Raw genomic sequence first — 21,252 nt, 5'->3', positions numbered from 1 at the left:
ACATGTATCGCAGGTTTTTTAAACGGGTATTTGACTTCTGTGCAGCGCTTTTCGGTTTGATCTTGCTTATACCGGTCACGCTGACCATTACCTTTGTGCTTCTTTTTATAAACAAAGGAAAACCCTTTTTCTTTCAGGAAAGACCCGGTAAAAATGAACAGGTTTTTCGCATTATGAAATTTAAAACCATGACTGATGAGAAAGACGCGAACGGAAATCTCTTACCCAATGAGCAAAGAGTTACCGCTTTTGGTACTTTTCTTAGAAAAAGTTCATTGGATGAAATTCCGCAACTTTTCAATATTCTTAAGGGAGATATGAGTTTGGTAGGGCCTCGCCCTTTACGGGTACATTACCTGCCCTATTATACACCCGAAGAAAAAATCCGACATTCAGTAAGGCCCGGGGTTACCGGTCTCGCTCAGGTATCAGGCCGTAACTTACTGAGCTGGGACGACAAACTAGCTAAAGATATCGAATACGTAAAAAACCTGTCGTTTTTTAATGATGTGATAATCATTTTTAAAACCTTTAAAAAAGTATTGGAATCAAAAAACATCGAGCTTGCTTCTGATATGCCAGACCTTGATGAACAACGAAAAGCAGCCCATACCTCATGAAATGTAATATTCTCTTTACGTGTGCAGGAAGACGCAACTATTTAATTAACTACTTCAAAGAAGCCTTACAGGGTAATGGGAAAGTAGTGGCAGTAGATCGTCAACTTACTGCTCCTGCCCTGGTAGATGCCGATTTAGCCATTAAAGTCCCTGATATTTATAATGAGAGATACATTCCTACTCTTATTGAAATAATTAAGCAAGAAAATATTCATGCAGTTATTTCATTAAATGATCTGGAACTACCTATTTTATCTGAAAACAAAAAAAAACTGGAACAAACCGGTGTTAAAGTACTTATATCGGGTAAAAATGTAATTGATATAGCCTTTGATAAATGGGAAACCTTCAAGTTTCTTCAATCTGAGGGAATTAACACCCCAAAAACATATCTTACTTTACAGGAGGCCAGAGAAGCCATTGAAAAAGGAGAACTTCAGTTTCCACTAGTGCTAAAACCCCGGTGGGGAAGTGCTTCTATAAGTATTGACTTCCCTGAAAACGATGAGGAGTTGGCTCTTTCATATAAGTTGCAATCTCTAAAAATTCGAAAATCCATTCTTAGCAAAGCCAGTAGCAAAGATCTTGAGAAAGCCATTATTATACAGGAAAAACTTACCGGAAAAGAGTTTGGTATGGACATTCTCAATGATTTTGACGGAAATTATTACGGTACTTTTCTAAGAGAAAAACTGGCAATGCGTTCGGGAGAAACCGATAAAGCAATATCTGTTCTTGATCCACGGCTGGAAGATATTGGCAAAAGAATAGCAGAATCTCTAAAGCATGAAGGCAATATGGATTGTGATGCATTTCTTCATAACGGCGATCTGTACATGCTGGAACTCAACCCTCGGTTTGGAGGCGGATACCCCTTTTCTCATGAAGCCGGGGTTAATATAGCAGCGATCTATCTGGAATGGCTCAAGGGAAATAAAGATGTAGATTCGTTTAACCGGTATGAGCCCGGTATCATTTTCTCTAAATGTGACCGCCTTTTAAAAATATCAGACCCAAAAGACGATTTCTGGAACCTTGAAGTAAAAGAAATTGAAAATGAAAAAGACTTCAAGAAGTATAAAAAGCTTTTAAAAGCCATTGATTGTGACAATCCGTTCTATAAAATACGAATAACCACCAGTTCTCTGGAGCAGGGCTGGGGAGAGCGCTTCTGCTATTTTGTATTTCATAAGAATAAAACCCCTATGATCGTTATGCCTTTCTATTTTAGGGATGTGTACATCAACAATGAAAAAATGCCATACTTTGATGTGTGTTCTCCTTACGGTTATAGCGGTCCCTCATTTTCACCTGAAATGCCCAAAGAATATCTCACCAAGTTCTGGAAAGCAGTAGATGCCTGGTATAAAGAAAATAATGTGGTTAGTGAATTTGTGCGTTTTAGCCTTAATGGGAATCATATAAACTATACCGGTACATTAGTACACACCCTTAACAATGTGATGGGAGTTATACGAGACGAGAAAGAACAATGGGAAAACCTGAAATCCAAAGGAAGAAATAATTACAGAAGAGCTCTACAGGAGCAACTCATGTGTAAAATATATTATAAAGACATTCCCGAAGAGATCATAAAAACCTTTTATGATATTTATATTAGTACCATGCAACGCAATAATGCTGATGAAAGGTACTTTTATAAACTCGATTACTTCAAGACCGTGATCGCACAGAACCCAAAAATTTGTGTAATTGCAATTATTTATAAAGATGAGATCCCTATTTCTTCTGAGTTTATCCTATTATCCAGAGATACGGTATATTCGTTTTTAGGAGGTACCGATGCCAACTATTTTAGTAGCAGACCTAACGACTTTTTGAAACTCGAAGTTTTGAAATGGGGTCGGAAACAGGGAAAAAAGTTTTATTCCCTGGGAGGCGGACGCGAAGATAATGACGGACTCTATAAATACAAAAAGTCATTCTTCCCGAAAGATCCGGATGTTGTGTATTATACAGGTAGAAAGATCGTAAATAAAAAAGTGTACAAAGAGTTATTGCTCAAAAAAAATATTAATGATATTCAGGTAATTACCAATACCATCGAAGCAAACTATTTCCCTTTTTACAGAACCAGTTAACCCCATTTTCTTTGAAAAAAGTATATTAATTAATGACAAGAAAATTGTTTTAAAGGCACCTGAACAAAACACGATAAAAATTCTTAACCTTTTTTACAAAGAATACCCATCTTTTTTTTCATTTTTGTACATCTATAGCAGTAGTTATTACGTATAACTCATATAGAGAACCTCAAAAACGTTCGCGTTATTTAACAATGCACTTGTATGCTTCTCAGTTATATCATACCCGTATTTAATAATGAAAAGTACATAGCAGATTGCCTTGAAAGTATTGTAAGGCAGGACCTATATACAGATCAATACGAAGTACTGGTTATAGACGATGGTTCTAACGATAAAAGTTCGGAAATTGTTGAAGATTATACCCGTCAATATACCAATATTTATTTACTTCAACAACCGCACACCGGTGTAGGCAGTGCACGCAATCTAGGGCTTTCCAAAAGTATGGGAGATTATATTTATTTTCTGGATGCAGATGATTATCTGGTGGGTTGTGAAATGAGTAAAATAATAGCCTGCGCTTCGCGTAAGAATGCAGATATTTTGCGTTTTGGATCGGAAACAGTTGCGCACGGGCCAGGAAAGAAAGAAATACGCTCTCATACCGAATGGCAATGCCACGATAAGGAACCGGAAACAGGCCTGTCGTTCCTGGCTAATAATCACTATAGTTCCGAAATTTGGTATTACATTATTAAACGCTCCTTTTTGTTGCGCACAAAGCTTTGTTTTGAACCCTCTTTATTTATTCAGGATAGTTTTTACACTCCGGCTTTGTATCTAAAAGCAGAACGCACCGTTCAGGTACCGGTTTCTATACATCGGTACCGAAAAAATGAAACCTCTATCACGCGACTTTTCACAAAAGGGCATCTTGAGATTTTCATAAAAAGTATTATGCATGGTATTGCCCGTATTGAAGAATTAAAGAAAACACTTTCTGGTAAATACTCTTTGGAGAGTGCCTGTAAAAACAGGCTAACAGTAAAACAACAGTGGTACACGTTCCTTCTCATAATCCGTTTTACAAGATCTTCATTAAAGTTACATACGCTTATGCCATTATTGAAAGTGCTGCATGAATATGGGGCCTACCCTATTCAGCGTACCGGAAAAAAACCTTTTGACAGACCCGTGCATGATTTGCTTATTTTTGTTTTCAACCGTAGCATATTGTTAAAACTGTTTGTTGTTTCGTATCGCTTTTATTTTCGTTTAATCAAATGAATATACTTATTACTTCTGCAGGCAGGAGGGTTTCCTTAATTAAAAGCTTTAAAAAAGAGCTTAAAAAGCGTTTTCCTGACGGAAAAGTATTCATTACCGATATGAATCCTGAATTTGCTCCTGCCAGTTATAAGGCAGACGGTTATTTTGGAGTTCACAGAGCCACACACCCTGATTATGTAAAACAGTTACTGGTACTATGTAAAACAAATGCCGTAAAACTTTTAATTCCTACCATCGATACCGAGTTGCCGGTGCTGTCTAAGAATCGTTCGTTATTTGCCAAACAAGGAGTACAGATAGTGATCTCTAATGAGTCTCGCATTCAATGCTTTGCTAACAAACGGGAAACACATTCTTTTTTTGCTCAGAGAAATATAAGTCACCCCCGAGAATATTCTAAAGAACATTTTAAATTACCTGTTTTTGTAAAGCCTTTTGACGGGAGTCGGAGCATAAATACACATATTGTTCATAAAAAGGAACAAATAATGCCCTATTTTTTTAGAGATACCAACCTTATGTTCCTGGAATATCTCGATCATACTTTGTTTGATGAATACACTTGTGACCTCTACTATACCCGTCATGGAAAACTTATATGCGCTGTACCCCGAAAACGTATGGAAGTGCGCGAAGGAGAGGTAAGCAAAAGTAAAACAGAAAAGAACAAACTGGTTGCTTTTTTAAAAGAGCACATGCTGCAAATAGATGGTTTACGCGGTTGTATTACTATTCAACTATTTATGAACAAAAAAACGGGAGATGTAAAAGGCATCGAGATAAATCCGCGCTTTGGCGGAGGCTTCCCACTCTCCTATCTTTCAGGGGCCAATTACCCTGGCTGGCTTATTGATGAATATCTATGTAATGCTACCTTACCTGAACGTTTTGATATATGGGAAGATCAACTTATGATGTTACGGTACGATGATGAAATTCTAGTGCGAAACCCAAAAAATTAATTCCTGTTCTTTATTTCCTCCTGCTCCTTGATATAAGAAGTGATCACCCGCGCAATAAGCTCTCTTCCATAGTTGTTCCAGTGCTTGTCATAAATGAGGTCTGTAGATCGTTTTGCTTTTGCGAACTCATCGGCAAAGTCTATGTATTTAATATTACTTTCATGTAAAAAGTCTATAAAAATCCTACTTGTTGCACGGCTATCTAACAAAAATACAAAACGCTCCTTGTCAAAACCAAACTCATTCATAAGGCTTTTGAGGTTTTTGAGGTATTCTTCATCCTGTTGTCGGATTTCTTCCGGCGTAGGTTCTTTTTTCTCTGAGGTTTTCGTTTTACCAACAGAGAAAATACGCGTTGCCAGATCCCTTACCGGGTCCAGTCCTCCTATATTTTGTGTATAGACTAATAATTTACTCTTTCGGATAATACGGTAAAAAGGTTGTTCAAACTTCATACGGGAGGCTACATTGTAATAGCTTCCCCTTCCCAGATCATTTGAAAACTTGATTCCCAGGATCACATAGTCAATAAGATCAAACTTGTCTTTATAAGCATGGATAAGGTGTAACTGATCGGCCATATCATAGCCGGCATACCCGTATTCATACACTTCTATCCCGAGGAGTTTGTTCTCAATTTTCTTTCCTGTAGAATTGTAATAATTTTGATGAAACCCTTCTATAAACGAGTCACCTACCAGTGCAATCTCTACTTTTTCTTTGGTCGGGCTAAATTCCCGATAAGAATTAAAGCCAGAGCGGTTTATAGAATATTCCGAGAAGTTCTGACGACGGTTTCCGGTTACCGAATGCCCCTGTTGATCAGGCATCCATTTCTCCACTTTCTTTTCATCAATAAAACGAACAGGATTGTCTTTACTGAGATGAAAAATACGAACCCATACTTCCAGCATAAGAAGCAACAATATAGCGTATAAAGCACTTTTTAAAAGTAATTTTTTCATGGTTCTTAGAATTGAAAATAAATGAAGGATCTGTCAACATTACTGTCGTAAAATAATAATATACCCAATAGTACAATAGAATACACAACAAATCTCACTACGGGCGATTTGAACTTGAACGGAGAACGTTCATCACGTCGAATTCTAAACTCATACAACACAAATAAAGCTATGAGTACATAATAATCTATCATGCGGTACCCCAACGGGTGCGAATAGGCTTCATATCGGAAATCATTAAAAATCCGGTTGAGATATCCAAAAGAGTCGGTTAGCGATTCCGAACGGAAGAATACCCTTGAAAAGGTTACCAGTACAAACGTCCAGAACATTTGCAACATCTCTTTTACCGAGGGTAACCAGGTTTTTTCAGCTACTACATTGTCCATATAAATACGGTTTCTCCCCATTAAAAAAACAGGAATATAGAAAAGTGCATGCAGCCCTCCCCAGAATATGAAGGTCCAGTTGGCACCGTGCCAAAAACCGGATACCAGAAAAATAATGACAATATTACGAACGGATTTTAGCTTCCCTACCCTGGAGCCTCCCAGAGGAATGTATAAATAATGTCTGAACCAAGTAGATAATGAGATATGCCAACGTTGCCAGTACTCGGCTACGTTTCTGGAGAAATTAGGGAATTTGAAATTAGACATAAGTTCTACCCCAAATAGTTTGGCACAACCAATTGCTATATCTGAATACCCGCTAAAATCACCATATACCTGAAAACTGAACAACGTTACTCCCAAAATCAAAGTAGATGCAGGATAGGTGCCGTAATTGGCAAAAATATCATCTACCACAGGAGCAATCCCATCTGCAATAACAAGTTTTTTAAACAATCCCCATAAAATAAGCTTTATACCGCTTACTGATTGTTCATAATTAAAAATACGCTTATTGGTAATTTGTGATAAAAGGTTTGATGCCCGCTCTATGGGTCCCGCTACTAATTGAGGAAAAAAGCCCACAAAGGCCGCAAAGGATATAAAATCTCTGGTAGGTTCCAGCCGTTTATAGTAAACATCAAACGAATAGGACATGGTTTGAAAGGTATAAAATGAGATACCCACAGGTAGAATTACCTGTAGTGTCCAGGTACTTTGAGATTGCCACCCCATCATGGTAAGCATATCAACCCAGGAATCAATAAAAAAATTAAAGTATTTAAAAAACCCAAGCAGTCCTACATTAAATATCACACTTACCCATAACCACAGTTTTCTGCGTTTGTGTGCCTCACTTTTAGATATGGCCTGACCTACATAAAAATCAACAACAGTACTTAAAAGAATAAGTATAAGAAAACGCCAGTCCCACCAGCCGTAAAAAAAGTAACTGGCTGCTAATACCAGAATATTTTGGAGCCTGAGATTACGATTGCAGACAAACCAGTATAGCAGGTATACAACGGGTAAAAAGATAAAAAACTCCAGCGAATTAAAAAGCATATTTTAAATATTATGGGTTAAAGCTGAATAGGTTTGAGCTTTTGTGCTACCTGAGCAGTCGTTTGCCGATAACCATGACATGTCCAGTAACTATTGTGTTCAAAAGATGAGGTACTACCTTCTTTTTTTTCTAGAACAACAGTTTGAAAACCGGCTTTTTTAGACAAATCTATAATTCTAACCTGTGAATCCGGCCTGAATACTAAAATTTTATTTTGCATTTCATAATTTTCAGTCACAGTAGCATATTTAGCACCCAAATCTGCTACAGCTAATCTTTTGAAAAGATCCCGTAATATGGGGCGAAGTCTATTGGTAGCCTTTTTACACGCAAAAGAACGTTGTTTATAAAATTGCAGTAAAAGATATATCGCTCTTTCAATAGGGCATGCCAGCAACTGCAGAAAAAAACTAACGTATGATGCAAATGCGACCAGATCTTTCGTGGGTTTCAAATTGCCTCGGTAAACATCTATGGTATAGCTAAGCGTTTGAAATGTGTAAAAACTGATACCTATAAGAAGTACCATTTGTAGTGTACTTACTTGCGGGGTATTTCCAAAAAAAGTAAACGCATTTGTAAAGCTTTCCAAAAAGAAGTTGTAGTACTTAAAAAAACCGAAAAAGCCCAGATTCACACAGATGCCAAACCATAAAAGAAGCTTACGTGTTCTTTGATTTTTATTACTTCTTAATAACAGGCAAACGGTAAAACAGAGAAAAGAACTAAATATGATTAATAGTAAAAAAAGGCTATCCCACCAGCCATAAAAAACATAACTTGCCAGCAGAATAAAAAAGTTTTGCAAACGCAGATCTCTATGGAGCACAAACCAATAGATTAAAAAAACTATTGGCAAAAAAATAAAAAAATCTTCAGAATTAAATAACATACTCTCAATTGTTATTTAGTAAGCAGAAGTATTTTGACCAAAACAGGGCTTGATTTAGTTCTAGGTTTCAATACTGCGGTCTAAAGATCAAAGATTTTATTTTGTATATCAAAAAAAATCTTTGAAATACTGTTTTTGTTATGTTAACTGCCTGAATAGTTTAAATTATTTTTTGGGAGAAGTCTAAAATTCAAATTCTCAATAAAAGTCAATAGGTAAAAACCAAAAGGCTTCTTAAAAGAGTTTAGGGCTCTTTTTTGAAAACTACCGATTCATATACCCCATTTATTTTATAGATACTAAAAGGCTCTGTAAGAACATAGGCCGAAGTATCATTAGGTATTGTTTCCTTTACATATACAGTAAGTATTTTGTTTTTAACTTCTGTATGAGTGATACGGGTTGAATATCCAAGAGATTTTCTGGTACCCATGCACAATATTACTATAAATTCATTGGCAAAATCGATTTTGGGTACTGCTAATCCAGGTTTTCGGGTTTTATTGACCTGTCGGTAAAAAGCTTTTAAAGTACCTGGGTCCTTAATAACCAGTATTTGTGGCTCTTGCGGCCCTCCGGTCGTATCTTCAATAATAAGCTGATGCCGTTCCTGCAAAACAAAAGGGGTATGGATACCCACAGCAATAGAAATGCCCATTGGTATCATGATCTTCAATAATGTAAATATCGTTTTCAGCATTTATAAAGCGGTTGCAAAAGCTTTTTGATATATACCTTCATAGAGAGGTACAATGATATTAATATCGAATTTAAGTGCCTCCTTTCGGGCATTGGTTTTAAACTTTTCCAGGGTTTTAAGATCTTTTAAAATAGAGATCGCGTTGTGTGCCATATCATGCGTATCTCCTACTTTGCTTAAAAAACCACTTACACCATGTACATTTACTTCCGGAATACCTCCTGTATTACTTGAAATTACCGGAGTTCTGTTAATCATAGCTTCTAATGCTGCCAGACCAAAACTTTCGGTTTCCGAAGGCAGTAAAAACAGGTCTGAAAAGCAAAGCACACGATCAATTTCGCCACTATTACCTAAAAATAAAACTTTTTCGCCAATTCCAAGTTCTTCACACTGGTATTCGGCCCGTTCCTTTTCAGGGCCTTCTCCCACCATAATTAACTTAGCAGGAATACGTTCCTGTATCCTGTAAAAGATGTCAATAACATCGGGAATCCTTTTTACCTTTCTAAAATTACTGATATGCGTAATGATACGCTCTTCAGGTTTTGCCATCATATCACGCTGGCAATCTGTAAAAGTCATTGCATATTTTGAGGCATCGATAAAATTGGGTATTACATGAATATCTTTCCGAATGTTAAAAAAACGCAGGGTGTCTTTTTTGAGACTTTCGGAAACTGATGTCACTACATCAGAATTATTGATGCTAAAGGTTACGGCTGGTTTATAGAATGGATGGTTCCCTACCAGGGTAATATCTGTACCGTGTAGAGTGGTAACCATAGGGATGGTAATACCCGCTTCTTCCAGCATTTTTTTTGCCATATACCCTGCATAGGCATGGGGAATGGCATAATGTACATGCATCAGTTCAATTTTATACAGCTTTACCATATCAACCAGTTTACTGGAAAGTGCCAGTTCATAAGGCTGGTAATGAAAAAGTGGATATTCGGGCACATGTACTTCATGAAAATGAATATTCCTGGTAAGCAATGCAAGTCGCACAGGTTGCCTGTAGGTAATGAAGTGTACTTCGTGCCCACGGTTAGCAAGGGCTATTCCAAGTTCTGTAGCGACCACCCCACTTCCTCCAAATGTTGGATAGCAAACAATTGCGATTTTCATATTTATTTTATCTGGTTAGTTATGGCATCATAGATAATTTGCTGCACTACTGTACGTGTTCCCTCTTTAATGAGTTTTTTATTCTCAGATGTAGGATAGGTTCTGTTGGATAAAAATACATAAACTATTTCATTTTCAGGGTCGGCCCATGTGTATGTTCCGGTAAAACCGCTGTGCCCAAAACTTTTCATAGATACGCATCCGCAGGTAGGGCCCACCTCTTCAAGCTGAGGTTTGTCAAACCCGGCCCCTCTCCGGTTGTTTACTTTGCAGAAATAACATTTATTAAAACGATCTACTGTACGTGTTTTAAAATACCTTTTCCCTCCGTAATAGCCATCCCAAAGATACATTTGCATTATTTTAGCAACATCATTGGCATTGCCAAACAGCCCGGCATGCCCGCCTACACCTCCCTGCATGGCTGCTCCCATATCGTGAACATACCCATGTATTACCTGGTGCCTGAAATAGGTATCTTTTTCTGAAGGTACTATGCGATCACGGGAAAATTTCTCCAAAGGCTTATAGGTGGTATTATAAGCGCCCAGGGAACGATAAAGCTGTTCCTGCACCAGTACTTCCAAAGGTTCCCTATAGATACCTTCAACTACTTCTTTGAGTATATAATACGGCAGGTCACTATAGCGATATTCGCGTTTTCGAAGCAAATCGGTTTCTAAAATACGGTTTCGTATGGTGTCCTGATAATCTTTTCGTATATATAAATTCCCGACTACTTTGGTATTGTAAAGATCATTGGCCCGGTTTCGATAGAATATCGGTGAGGGCTTTCCAGAAACACTGTCCAGCGTATGAAGATAAAAAGGTATCCAGGGTTTCAATCTGCCAAAATGTGTAAGCATTTCCAGTAAAGTAATATTTTCTTTATTGGTTCCCTTTGCCGGAGGGTAAAAATCTTTGAGCAAAGAATACAGAGATAAATGCCCCTCTTCTTCGAGTTTCATAACCATTGGTAAAGTGGCCAGTATTTTGGTTAATGAGGCCAGGTCGTATATATGGTCTGAAGTAATTGTTTTTCCTGCACTATAATCAGTTTTTCCAAAACTTTTATGATAGACCACTTTCCCTTTTCTGGCTACCAATATTTGGGCTCCCGGCACAACCATAGAATCTATAGCCCGTTTCATTACCGAATCTATTTTTTTGAGTACCTCACTTCGTAAACCTACACTCTCGGGGATACCATAAGACAAACGCGAAAGGGTATTTGTGGTTAATGAGGTATTTACAGGCAATGTGTCCTGAATGGTTACAGGCAGAACCCCAACAGAAGGTATGGCTCCAAACAAAAGCTGGGCAGATTGTTTTTGTGATACCTGATTATTTTGATAACTCACTACTATGGTCTCGATGTTGCTTATAGTATTTACATCTAATAAAGCATAGGGTTTGACAAAAAGGTCTAGTATTACATTGTGTTTTCGTGCAATTTCGTGCAACCATACGCGTTCTTTAGCAGTAAATTCATAACGTTGCCAGGGAGTAGCATCTGATCTGTGCAGTCCCACTACTACCAGATTGTATGAGGCAAGCTTTTCCATTATCTGTGGCAGGTTCTCTCCCTGAACTTTGTCAACTCTGGCATATTGCTGCATTGTACGTAAAAAGACATCTCCCGGGGCATCTCCTAAAGGCACGTACGCAATTTTTTTGATTTGGAGGTTACGAATAGGTATCAGGTCCAGGTCATTTTTTACTGTGGTCAGGGAACGCGCAGTTACTTTTTCAAAAAGCACACTATCTTCAATCGTATTGAGATCCTCAACCAGGTTTTCAGTGTTTACGGGAGTAAAAGTATGCAGGCCGGCCTTGTATTTAGCCATCAGTATTTTTTTCACAGAGTGGGCCAGTCTTTCTTTGGTAATAATTCCCTGTTCAAAAGCTTCTTTAAGTTTTGCATGGGCTTTGGGAACATCTTCCGGAATAAGCAGTATATCATTACCGGCCATAAAAGCGGCGAGATCTATATCGCCCGGAGAAGAGAAATTACTGGCTCCTTTCATATTAAGGGCATCTGTAAAAGTAAGTCCTTTAAAAGCTAGTTTCTCCTGCAAAAGGTTGGTGACTATTTTTTTTGAGATCGAAGAAGGATATTCATCACGGGTTTCCAGTGCCGGAACATTAAGATGCGCTATCATGACACTTTCGAGCCCTTCATTAATAAGTTGTTTGTAAGGATACAACTCTACACTATCAATTCTGGATTCTGAAAAAGAGATAGTGGGCAGGGTATGATGAGAATCTGATTCGGTATCGCCATGTCCGGGAAAGTGTTTGCCACAGGTAAGTACGCCGGTACTTTGCATGCCTTTCATTAAGGCAATAGCTTTTTGGGTTACATTGAAGCGGTCTTCACCAAAAGAACGGTTCCCTATAATTGGATTTCTGGGATTGGTATTTATATCAACATCGGGGGCAAAACTGATATGTACCCCCAGTCTTGCAGCATGGCAGCCCATTCTTTTTCCTACCTGTTCAATGAGGTCGAGATCCTTTACGGCGCCCAGGGTCATATTATAAGGAAATGCAAAAGTAGAATCGAGCCGCATAGCCAGGCCCCATTCGGCATCCATGCCCACCAGTAAGGGTACCTTTGAAATTTCTTGAAACTCGTTTGTGATTTGAGCCTGCATTACGGGGCCGCCTTTAGAAAAAATAACCCCGCCAAGGTGATACTCGCGAATTAGTTTTTTAATCTGGTCTGTATGGGCTTTTCCTTTTGAAGAAAAAACATCTACCATAAACAACTGCCCTATCTTCTCATCAAGGGTAAGCGAGTCATATATACCGGTAACCCACTGTGCCTGAGCTGTAGAGTCTGCCGTAATTAGCGGATGTTGCCCTTGGGATTGGGCAAACCCTGTAAACATGTAAAAAAAACAAATAATCCTGAAAAAAGTTCGCATAGTTTATCTACCACCAAAACAGTGCCAAAAAGCATTGGTATGGGTTATGAAACACCTTGTTATAAGGCTACTATTATATGATTTAGTTCAGAAACCGGGCATGCCAACTTTCTTTAGCGGGCACTTCCCAGTGTTCCTCATACTCTCCTTTATTTACCACCAGATTGTTAAAAACAACGGTTTCTCCGGTTACGGCTCTGTCTTTCACCATCTTCTTAAAATCGCTTAATGGCTTATACGCCACGAAAGCTCCCTGTTTAAACGATACATTCATCTTATCTAACAGATCTACATTATAGGTTTTTTCCAGTTCTTTGATAAACCGGACAGAAGTGTCTATTGAACATCCTGAAGCACCGTTTAGAGATTGGTCTAGTGCGATAATTATAAAACGATTATATCGTATTTCATATCCGGCCTTTAAATGGGCCCCATGCGCTGTCCATTCCTGTAAAAAGTTTTCCAGTTTTGGTTTTATCTCAGCTATTTCCTTATCTGAAAATCCCCTATTTGCCTGATATATCCATACGCGTGATGTATCTGGCAGGTCTTTAAAATCTGCTATCATCTTTCTCTCTTCTTTACAGGTCTGCTGCACTCGCTATAAGTTCTGCCACATCCATCACCTGGATTTCGGCCTCTTTTTCTTTATTCTTAATACCATCGGTAAGCATGGTATTACAAAACGGACATCCGGCAGCAATAATTTGCGGTTTTGTTTCCAGGGCCTGTTCAGTACGTTCTATATTTACTTCTTTATCTCCTTTTTCAGCTTCTTTAAACATTTGTGCCCCTCCTGCCCCACAACACAATCCGTTTTTGCGACATTTACGCATCTCTACCAGTTCGGCTTCCAGTTTTGTGATCAGCTCTCTGGGAGCTTCATAAATATTATTTGCTCTTCCTAAATAACAGGGATCGTGAAAAGTAATACGTTTCCCTTTAAAAGAACCTCCTTCTACGGTTAATCTTCCATCATCAAGAAGTGTTTTTAAAAATTGTGTATGGTGCATTACTTCATAGGTGCCTCCCAATGCAGGATACTCATTTTTAATAGTATTGAAACAATGCGGACAAGCGGTAACTACTTTTTTTATTTCATAGGCATTCATTACTTCAATATTGGTCATGGCCTGCATTTGAAACAAAAACTCATTACCACTGCGCTTGGCCGGGTCTCCCGTACAACTTTCTTCGGTTCCCAAAACAGCAAAATCTACGTTTGCCTTATTGAGAAGTTTTACAAAAGCTTTGGTGATCTTTTTCGCCCTGTCGTCAAAACTGCCTGCACACCCAACCCAAAAAAGAACTTCGGGTTGTTTTCCGGCTGCAAGGGACTCTGCCATCGTTGGGACTTTCAAAATTTTTTCGCTCATAGTCAATTTTATAAAGGCAGGCTGTAGGGTATATCGGGAGTCAGCCTGTATATTTATTAATCGTGTTTTCCATCGTCAAAAACCTGAATAGTAACTTCTTTTTCAATAAGATCGGTGAACTTACCATTATATCGTGTGGCTTTTACCAAATGATTATCTATCCAATGATAATTTCCTCCTCTGGGTTTCCCCATAAGCATACTGTGGTACTTAAACCCATGTTTTTTTAGCCATGTTTCAGTAACTTCTCTATGCGATTCTGTACGCGAAGTAAAAAAACAAATAATATGACCTTCATCATACCACTTGTTAAGTGTTCTTAATGCATCGGGGTACACACTGGCAGTAGCCATTCGCTCAGGTTCTTCATTAGGAATATCATCACATATAGTACCATCAATATCAATAAGATAGTTTTTAATACCCTTAGGAAGCACAGGGCTTACATGAGCACCTTCCTCCAGTTTTTTATGCAATAGCTTTTCAACATCTTCCTTTTTCATTGATTTGGTATTTTTGGTTACGTCTCATTTTTCCAGTTTAGCCTGTCCATTTGATTGTAGGGCCAGGGAGCACCGTTGTTCTCTATATTGGTCATCATGTTATTGAGCTCAACCGGTGCTGCCGATTGTTCCATTACAAGATATCTGCGCATTTCAAGAATAATGGAAAGCGGATCTATACTTACCGGGCATGCCTCAACACAGGCATTACACGATGTACAGGCCCATAACTCTTCCCGGCTAATATAATTATCTAACAATTGCTTTCCGTCATCTTTAAACGTGCCTCCGTTAGCATCTATGTTTTTACCTACTTCTTCAAGTCTGTCACGGGTATCCATCATGATCTTTCGGGGTGATAATTTCTTACCGGTTTGATTTGCCGGACACTCACTGGTACATCTGCCACATTCAGTACAGGTATAGGCACTTAACAATTGTACCCATGAGAGATCTTGCACATCAGATGCTCCAAATTTTTCGGGAGGTGGTGCATCTTCCGCAGGAGCCGCAAACGGGTCTGCATTAGGATCCATCATCAGTTTTACCTCTTTGGTTACCGACTCCAGATTATTAAACTGTCCCTGAGGAGTTACTCTTCCGTAAAAAGTATTCGGGAACGCAAGCAAAATATGAAGATGCTTGGAATAGTACAAATAGTTGAGAAAGATCAATATCCCTATTATGTGCCCCCACCACGCGCCGCGCTCTACCATTATCAATGTAGTTTCTGACATGCCTGAAAACAAAGGCCCCAACCATTTACTTACCGGGAAAGCACCTGCTTCACTGTAATGAGCAGCTCCCATTTGTTGCAACTGATAGTCAGTAGCGTTCATGGTAAGAAACAGGGTCATTAAAACTACTTCAAAATAGAGGATCAGGTTCCCGTCCTTTTTGGGCCATCCTTCCATTTCAGGTTTAATAAAACGCTGAAGCCTGATAATATTTCTTCGTATCCAGAAAACTACTACTGCTACAATAACAAGTAATGCCAGTATTTCAAATGAACCAATAAGAATATTATAAGCTACACCCATACCTGAAAAGATACGGTGTGTGCCAAAGAGACCGTCAATAATTATTTCCAGCACTTCAATATTGATGATCACAAACCCCACATATACAATGAGATGTAATAGCCCTGCTATGGGGCGTACCACCATTTTTTGTTGGCCCAAAGCAATCATGATCATGTTTTTCCATCGTTCTGAACGATGACCGCTAACATCTATATCTTTCCCCAGCTTTATATTGCGGATAAGCTTTTTTACATTTCTGGCAAAAAAGAGTACCCCGGCAAGAAGAATGATAGCAAAAAGTATGTTGGGTAAGTAGCTGGTCATAGTTATTCGTTTTCCTGATTTTCAGATGCAGACGGTTCATACGGTTTGGGCTTTTTCCCAAAGAGTGAGAAATGTACGTATCTTTTTGGATTTAACCTCATATCTTCCATAAGAAGTTCCAGTTGCTGTGAAGCATTTGCGAGGTTTTCGTATAGCTTTTTATCTTTCATCAACATTCCTATAGAGCCTTCTCCTTCAGCGATTCCCGAAAGTGTTTTTTCTATATGGGTGATAGATGATTGCAGATCTTTTATAGTTTTTCCGAAATTAGCAGCCGCTAAAGAATCTGATATACGCGAAAGGTTGGACGACAAATTCCGGACGTTCCCTAAAGTTTCATCAAGTTTATCTTTATTACCGGCTACCAGCTCTTCCACAGATGTGGAGATCTTTTTAAAGCTAGAGGTTATTTCTGATAGTTCTGCAACGCTGTTTTGAAGATTTTTCTTGGTCTTATCATCTAAAATACCGTTCACATTTACAAGCACAGAATCGGCACTTACCAGCATATCACCGAGTTTTTTTTCCAGTGGGGTGAGTTTTTGGGTCACCAATTCGGTAAGACCGGGTTTTGTGTCACCCTGAAGGGTGTCTCCGGATTTAGCAAAAGGAGAGTCGTCAAAAACCGGTATGATCTGTATCCCTTTACCTCCAATAATACCGGTATCGTATAGTTGCGCAATGCTGTGTTGTGAAAATTCAAAATCGTTCTCTATGGTAAAAGTCACTAATAGTTTCCCAGTAAGGTCTTTAAACCGAATATCTTTGATATGGCCTACAGAAAATCCATTAAGAGTGACCGGGGTACCTACGGCCAGCCCCCCCACATGGTCATAGAGCACATAATAGGTACGATAGTTTTTAAAGATAGGATTTGATTTCAGGTAGCTGAACCCTAAAACGAATAGAAGGATTCCGCCTAACACGATAATAGCTGTCTTAATTTCCCGCGAGAGTTTCAAATGTTTCGTTTTTCGGTTCCGAACAAAATTAGAAATAATTTCAATAAAATTGTGATTAATTTGAACGGTTATTAATAGCTTCTTCCACAGTTATTCTACTACCGTCTCTATAAGCTACAATGAAGGCCCCGGAATAGCCTTTGGCAATGGCGGTTGCCTGTAGTTCCTTTGCCATATCAAATGCATGCGTCTCCCCGTAAAAATAACGATAGCCGCCCGGAAAACTTTCTTTTGAAAGTGGCTCGAGCCCTTTAAAGTTAGAAGGCTCTAATTCCAATGCGGCACTACCTGCAGCAATTTGAACCTTAAAAACTGCGTTGGCAGCAGGTTTATCTGCAACTGGTACGCCATTGGTTCCTGAAACTGACGAAGCATCTTCTTCTCTACTGTTTTCAAAACTGAAATCACTGCCTACATTTTCCTGAACAGACTTTTTATACGCTAAAATCCCTGCTCCTATAGATCTTGCAATTTCGGCCTGGCCTGAAGCAGAGCTGAGATAGCGCCCTTCCGGTTTATAGGTTAAAAAACCTACTTCTACCAGAACACTCGGCATAAAGGTTTGATGCAAAACAATAAAGCCGGCCTGTTTTACCCCACGGTTTTTTCGTCTTAATTTTTTTGTGAAGTTCTCCTGAATATGCTTGGCCAGCATGATACTTTGGTCAAGAAACTCTTCCTGCATAAGCGTAAGGGCGATAAACGATTCGGGAGAGTTAATATCATAACCGGCATAATTGGTTTCATAATCTTCTTCCAGATAGATCACCGAGTTCTCTGCCTTGGCCACTTCAAAATTCTGGCGGTTTGAGTCCAAACCCAAAACAAAGGTTTCTGTTCCGTTTGCCGAAGAATTATGAGAGTTACAATGTACTGATACAAAAAGATCGGCATTGGCCTCATTGGCGATCTTCCCTCTTACAAAAAGATCTACAAATACATCCGTCTTTCTTGTATATATCACTTCTATATCTTCTTCTTTTTGAAGCATAGCCCCTACGGCGAGTACAATTTTAAGTGCAATATCCTTTTCTTTGTAGCCGCTACCCAAATTTCCGGGATCCGTGCCTCCATGTCCAGCATCGAGTACTACTTTAAAAGTATCTTTACCCGACTGTGCAACGGTAGCCACGGAAAAGCATCCAGTAGTTATAAAAAGAATTATAAACCAAGGAAGGCCTTTTTTACTGAATATAAAATAATGACTATTAAACACGGTTATAATTAAAGATTAAAATAATGGTAAACCTTTGTCTTGGACAAAAAAATATACGTATGTTTGACACGGCAAAAATTGAGCCAGGTTTTTACAAAAATAGGATTTAAAGCTTTGCAAGCAAAACAACCTTACATACTTTTATCTGTTATTGTATCTCTTTTTTTCCTCAGTGTCTATTCGCAAGAACCGCCTGCCAGAAAACCTCTGAAAATCCCTGCGGTAAAAGACTCACTACCGGAAAAAAAATTAGATTCTATTTTACCTGCACCCGTTGTACAGGACACCCTTCAAAAAGATTCTGTAAATGCACCTCCTCCCCTTTTACTGGATAAGATCAAATACAAGGCAAAGGACTATGTGCGTATAAGCCAGAAAGAAAAGAGAATATATCTTTATAATGAAGCCGAAGTCTATTATCAGGATACAGAATTAAAAGCCGGTATTATTGTAATTGACTACGAGAAAAATGAAGCCTATGCAGGACGCATCAAAGACTCGGCCGGCGATTTTATTCAGCCACCTTATTTTAAACAGGGTTCAAACGAAGTAAAACCAGATTCCATACGTTTTAACTACAATACTGAAAAAGCACTTATATGGAAATCACGCTCCGAACAAATGGCCGGAGGTCTTGGAGGTGTTACCAGCGGAGGTAATGTCCTGGTATTTGCCGAACTCACCAAAAAAGAAAGTGATTCGGTGTATTACCTTAAAGAAGGAAAACTCACCACCGATGAAGATCTGGAAAATCCCGATTATTACATACGCATACGAAAAGGAAAATTTGTACCTAAAAAAAAGGTAATTGCCGGATTCAGCAATATGTATATTGCCGATGTGCCTACCCCTATAGCCGTGCCGTTTGCCTATTTCCCGCTTTCACAGAGCAGGACATCCGGAATTATTTTTCCCGCTTTTGGGCAGGTGAATGAGCGGGGGTTCTTTTTACAGAATGGAGGGTATTATTTTGCGATAAGCGACTATGCAGATCTAGCACTGAAAGGTGACTATTACACCAATGGAAGTTATGCTGTTCGGATAGAAAGTACTTATGCCTTACGGTATCGGTTTTCCGGAAACTTAAATTTCAGTTATGAAAACATCCTGACCAGTCAAAGAGGTTTCTCAGATTTTAGCCAGCGACGTGTCTTTAACCTGCAGTGGTCCCATAATCAGGATCCTAAGGCAAACCCTAATTCCCGGTTTACCTCTTCAGTAAATCTGGGAAGTAGCAACTTCTTTCAGGAATCGCTTAACCAGTTAAATACGCCTAATTTTTTACAGAACACCCTTAATTCGTCGGTTTCATATTCCAAAACATTTCCTGCATACCCTTCAGTAAATATTAGTTTAACAGCCACGCACTCACAAAATACGCAAACAGAACAAATAGACCTCACCCTTCCCACATTGCAGGCAAACATGGAGCGTGTTTTTCCCTTTGCTCCCAGAGAAGGCATTAAAAAAGGAATTTTTCAAAACATTAACTTCCAATACACCGGACGAGCCGAAAACAGAATGCAGACTACTGACTCTCTGTTCCTTAAAAGTGAAATGTTTGAAAATGCCCGTGTAGGTTTCCGGCATACTATTCCCATTAATACCAACTTTAAAGTTGCCAAGTACCTGAGTGTTTCACTTAATGCTAACTATGATGATGTATGGACCTTGCGAACCATACAAAGAAGAGATTTTGATGCCGACCTGAACGAAGTACCCATTGATACCATTAGTGGTTTTGACCGGTTTAGCCAATACAATCTGGGTGCCAGTCTGGGTACCACGATCTATGGAACTTTCAGGTTTAAAGAAGGAAGTAAAATTCAGGCTATTCGCCATACCATGCGTCCGGTAATCACCTATGGGTTTACTCCTTCCGGAGACCGCTATTACGAAGAGTATATTGCAAGCGAAACCGGAGAGATACGGGAGTTTACAAGATTTGAAGGAGGGCTTTTTGGTGTACCTAATCGCCGAAATGCCAATTCCATCACATTTGCACTCAGTAATACGCTGGAGGCCAAAGTAAAATCGCGTGACACTACCGAAACCGAACCTAAAAAGGTTATGTTATTGAACAGCCTTAATTTTAACACCTCTTACGATCTGGAGGCCGATTCACTGCAATTAGCACCCGTACGAATGACAGGGGGGACCCAGCTTTTTGATAACAAAATGAGCGTAAACTTTGGAGCCACCTTTGATCCTTATGCCATAGACAATGCCGGAAGACGTATAAATACTTTCAATGTAAACAACGGTGGGGGGCTTTTTAGAATGACCAATGCCAACCTTACCCTAAGCTATGCACTTTCTAATAAAACATTTCAAAAAAAGAAAGATGGTGAAGAAGAAGATCAACGATCTGCTGATGAACTGGTCGCAGATCAATTCTTTCAAGACGGATTTGCTTTTGGGGATAATCAACGGCGAAATTTTGAAGAAGAAGATGGTGATGAAGAAGAAGAACCCTCTGAAAATTACCGAACCAACATACCCTGGGACGTCCGTATTGGTTACAATCTGAATTACAATAACTCTAACCGACAAAACGAAATCACTAACAATATTATTCAATTTAGTGGCAACATATCCCTTTCTACTAAATGGAAAGTACGATTTTCCTCGAGCTACGACTTTGTGAGAAAAGGCTTTGGTTTTACCAACCTTGGTTTTCAAAGAGACCTGAATACCTGGCGAATGAGTTTTGACTGGCAGCCTTTTAGAGAAAGTGGCACCTGGTACTTCTTTATCGGTATCAAAGGAAGTATCCTTAGTGATGTAAAATGGGAAAAAAGGCGTGATCCCGATAGAAGACTTTAAAATCGATATATTATTTAATAAACAAAT

General features: G+C 38.9%; 17 protein-coding genes. 5 read left to right on the top strand and 12 right to left on the bottom strand.

What is annotated here, in order from left to right; genetic code table 11:
• Nucleotides 1-2 precede the first annotated feature (2 nt).
• From WAO84_RS01470 to WAO84_RS01455, 4 genes are all read left to right on the top strand, one after another.
• The gene (locus WAO84_RS01470; RefSeq protein ID WP_340063246.1) at nt 3-620 is read left to right on the top strand and encodes a sugar transferase; all 618 of its coding nucleotides are present in this window, start codon (nt 3-5) and stop codon (nt 618-620) included.
• Nucleotides 617-2,722 carry a GNAT family N-acetyltransferase gene (locus WAO84_RS01465; RefSeq protein ID WP_340063245.1) on the top strand — a complete coding sequence of 702 codons (2,106 nt, stop codon included), beginning with the start codon at nt 617-619 and terminating at the stop codon, nt 2,720-2,722. Before WAO84_RS01470 ends, WAO84_RS01465 begins: the two co-directional genes overlap by 4 nt.
• A gap of 207 nt (nt 2,723-2,929) precedes the next feature.
• Nucleotides 2,930-3,955 (top strand): glycosyltransferase family 2 protein, encoded by a 1,026-nt coding sequence (locus WAO84_RS01460; RefSeq protein WP_340063244.1) that lies wholly within the window; start codon nt 2,930-2,932, stop codon nt 3,953-3,955.
• The gene (locus WAO84_RS01455; protein ID WP_340063243.1) at nt 3,952-4,920 is read left to right on the top strand and encodes an ATP-grasp domain-containing protein; all 969 of its coding nucleotides are present in this window, start codon (nt 3,952-3,954) and stop codon (nt 4,918-4,920) included. Before WAO84_RS01460 ends, WAO84_RS01455 begins: the two co-directional genes overlap by 4 nt.
• Here WAO84_RS01455 and WAO84_RS01450 read toward each other — a convergent pair.
• The 12 genes from WAO84_RS01450 to WAO84_RS01395 form a co-directional block, all read right to left on the bottom strand.
• A complete protein-coding gene (locus WAO84_RS01450; protein ID WP_340063242.1) occupies nt 4,917-5,885 on the bottom strand; it encodes a hypothetical protein in 969 nt (322 codons plus the stop codon). The two genes, WAO84_RS01455 and WAO84_RS01450, sit on opposite strands and share 4 nt — an antisense overlap.
• Before the next feature lie 5 nt (nt 5,886-5,890).
• Nucleotides 5,891-7,342, bottom strand: coding sequence for an MBOAT family O-acyltransferase (locus tag WAO84_RS01445; protein ID WP_340063241.1), 1,452 nt, complete (start codon nt 7,340-7,342; stop codon nt 5,891-5,893).
• A gap of 17 nt (nt 7,343-7,359) precedes the next feature.
• A complete protein-coding gene (locus WAO84_RS01440; RefSeq protein ID WP_340063240.1) occupies nt 7,360-7,935 on the bottom strand; it encodes an MBOAT family O-acyltransferase in 576 nt (191 codons plus the stop codon).
• Between the two features lie 544 nt (nt 7,936-8,479).
• Nucleotides 8,480-8,935 carry a protease complex subunit PrcB family protein gene (locus WAO84_RS01435; protein ID WP_340063239.1) on the bottom strand — a complete coding sequence of 152 codons (456 nt, stop codon included), beginning with the start codon at nt 8,933-8,935 and terminating at the stop codon, nt 8,480-8,482.
• A complete protein-coding gene (bshA, locus tag WAO84_RS01430; protein ID WP_340063238.1) occupies nt 8,936-10,066 on the bottom strand; it encodes an N-acetyl-alpha-D-glucosaminyl L-malate synthase BshA in 1,131 nt (376 codons plus the stop codon).
• A 2-nt stretch (nt 10,067-10,068) separates the two neighbouring features.
• The gene (locus WAO84_RS01425) at nt 10,069-12,996 is read right to left on the bottom strand and encodes a serine hydrolase domain-containing protein (RefSeq protein WP_340063237.1); all 2,928 of its coding nucleotides are present in this window, start codon (nt 12,994-12,996) and stop codon (nt 10,069-10,071) included.
• 82 nt (nt 12,997-13,078) lie between these two features.
• The gene (locus tag WAO84_RS01420; RefSeq protein WP_340063236.1) at nt 13,079-13,564 is read right to left on the bottom strand and encodes an ABC transporter ATPase; all 486 of its coding nucleotides are present in this window, start codon (nt 13,562-13,564) and stop codon (nt 13,079-13,081) included.
• Nucleotides 13,565-13,577: 13 nt separating this feature from the next.
• Nucleotides 13,578-14,372, bottom strand: a complete 795-nt coding sequence (locus WAO84_RS01415) for a (Fe-S)-binding protein (protein ID WP_340063235.1) — start codon at nt 14,370-14,372, stop codon at nt 13,578-13,580.
• A gap of 56 nt (nt 14,373-14,428) precedes the next feature.
• Entirely contained in the window at nt 14,429-14,875 is a 447-nt protein-coding gene (locus WAO84_RS01410; RefSeq protein ID WP_340063234.1) for an LNS2 domain-containing protein, read from the bottom strand.
• 17 nt (nt 14,876-14,892) lie between these two features.
• Nucleotides 14,893-16,221, bottom strand: coding sequence for a 4Fe-4S dicluster domain-containing protein (locus WAO84_RS01405; protein WP_340063233.1), 1,329 nt, complete (start codon nt 16,219-16,221; stop codon nt 14,893-14,895).
• 2 nt (nt 16,222-16,223) lie between these two features.
• Nucleotides 16,224-17,183, bottom strand: a complete 960-nt coding sequence (locus WAO84_RS01400; protein ID WP_340063232.1) for an MlaD family protein — start codon at nt 17,181-17,183, stop codon at nt 16,224-16,226.
• A gap of 55 nt (nt 17,184-17,238) precedes the next feature.
• Nucleotides 17,239-18,315, bottom strand: a complete 1,077-nt coding sequence (locus WAO84_RS01395) for an N-acetylmuramoyl-L-alanine amidase family protein (RefSeq protein WP_340063231.1) — start codon at nt 18,313-18,315, stop codon at nt 17,239-17,241.
• A 198-nt stretch (nt 18,316-18,513) separates the two neighbouring features.
• Between WAO84_RS01395 and WAO84_RS01390 the strand changes: the two genes are divergently transcribed.
• Nucleotides 18,514-21,225: a putative LPS assembly protein LptD gene (locus tag WAO84_RS01390; RefSeq protein ID WP_340063230.1), complete on the top strand. Its 2,712-nt coding sequence runs from the start codon at nt 18,514-18,516 to the stop codon at nt 21,223-21,225.
• The last annotated feature ends 27 nt before the right edge of the window (nt 21,226-21,252 follow it).

This window comes from Ascidiimonas aurantiaca (assembly GCF_037646345.1).
Classification (GTDB): domain Bacteria; phylum Bacteroidota; class Bacteroidia; order Flavobacteriales; family Flavobacteriaceae; genus Ascidiimonas; species Ascidiimonas aurantiaca.
This window is presented reverse-complemented; position numbering and strand designations above follow the sequence as displayed.

Bases quoted from the DNA above. Each gene is read 5' to 3' on its own strand.
- WAO84_RS01470 (WP_340063246.1), top strand. From the start codon at position 3: ATGTATCGCAGGTTTTTTAAACGGGTATTTGACTTCTGTGCAGCGCTT.
- WAO84_RS01465 (WP_340063245.1), top strand. From the start codon at position 617: ATGAAATGTAATATTCTCTTTACGTGTGCAGGAAGACGCAACTATTTA.
- WAO84_RS01460 (WP_340063244.1), top strand. From the start codon at position 2,930: ATGCTTCTCAGTTATATCATACCCGTATTTAATAATGAAAAGTACATA.
- WAO84_RS01455 (WP_340063243.1), top strand. From the start codon at position 3,952: ATGAATATACTTATTACTTCTGCAGGCAGGAGGGTTTCCTTAATTAAA.
- WAO84_RS01450 (WP_340063242.1), bottom strand. From the start codon at position 5,885: ATGAAAAAATTACTTTTAAAAAGTGCTTTATACGCTATATTGTTGCTT.
- WAO84_RS01445 (WP_340063241.1), bottom strand. From the start codon at position 7,342: ATGCTTTTTAATTCGCTGGAGTTTTTTATCTTTTTACCCGTTGTATAC.
- WAO84_RS01435 (WP_340063239.1), bottom strand. From the start codon at position 8,935: ATGCTGAAAACGATATTTACATTATTGAAGATCATGATACCAATGGGC.
- bshA (WP_340063238.1), bottom strand. From the start codon at position 10,066: ATGAAAATCGCAATTGTTTGCTATCCAACATTTGGAGGAAGTGGGGTG.
- WAO84_RS01425 (WP_340063237.1), bottom strand. From the start codon at position 12,996: ATGCGAACTTTTTTCAGGATTATTTGTTTTTTTTACATGTTTACAGGG.
- WAO84_RS01420 (WP_340063236.1), bottom strand. From the start codon at position 13,564: ATGATAGCAGATTTTAAAGACCTGCCAGATACATCACGCGTATGGATA.
- WAO84_RS01415 (WP_340063235.1), bottom strand. From the start codon at position 14,372: ATGAGCGAAAAAATTTTGAAAGTCCCAACGATGGCAGAGTCCCTTGCA.
- WAO84_RS01410 (WP_340063234.1), bottom strand. From the start codon at position 14,875: ATGAAAAAGGAAGATGTTGAAAAGCTATTGCATAAAAAACTGGAGGAA.
- WAO84_RS01405 (WP_340063233.1), bottom strand. From the start codon at position 16,221: ATGACCAGCTACTTACCCAACATACTTTTTGCTATCATTCTTCTTGCC.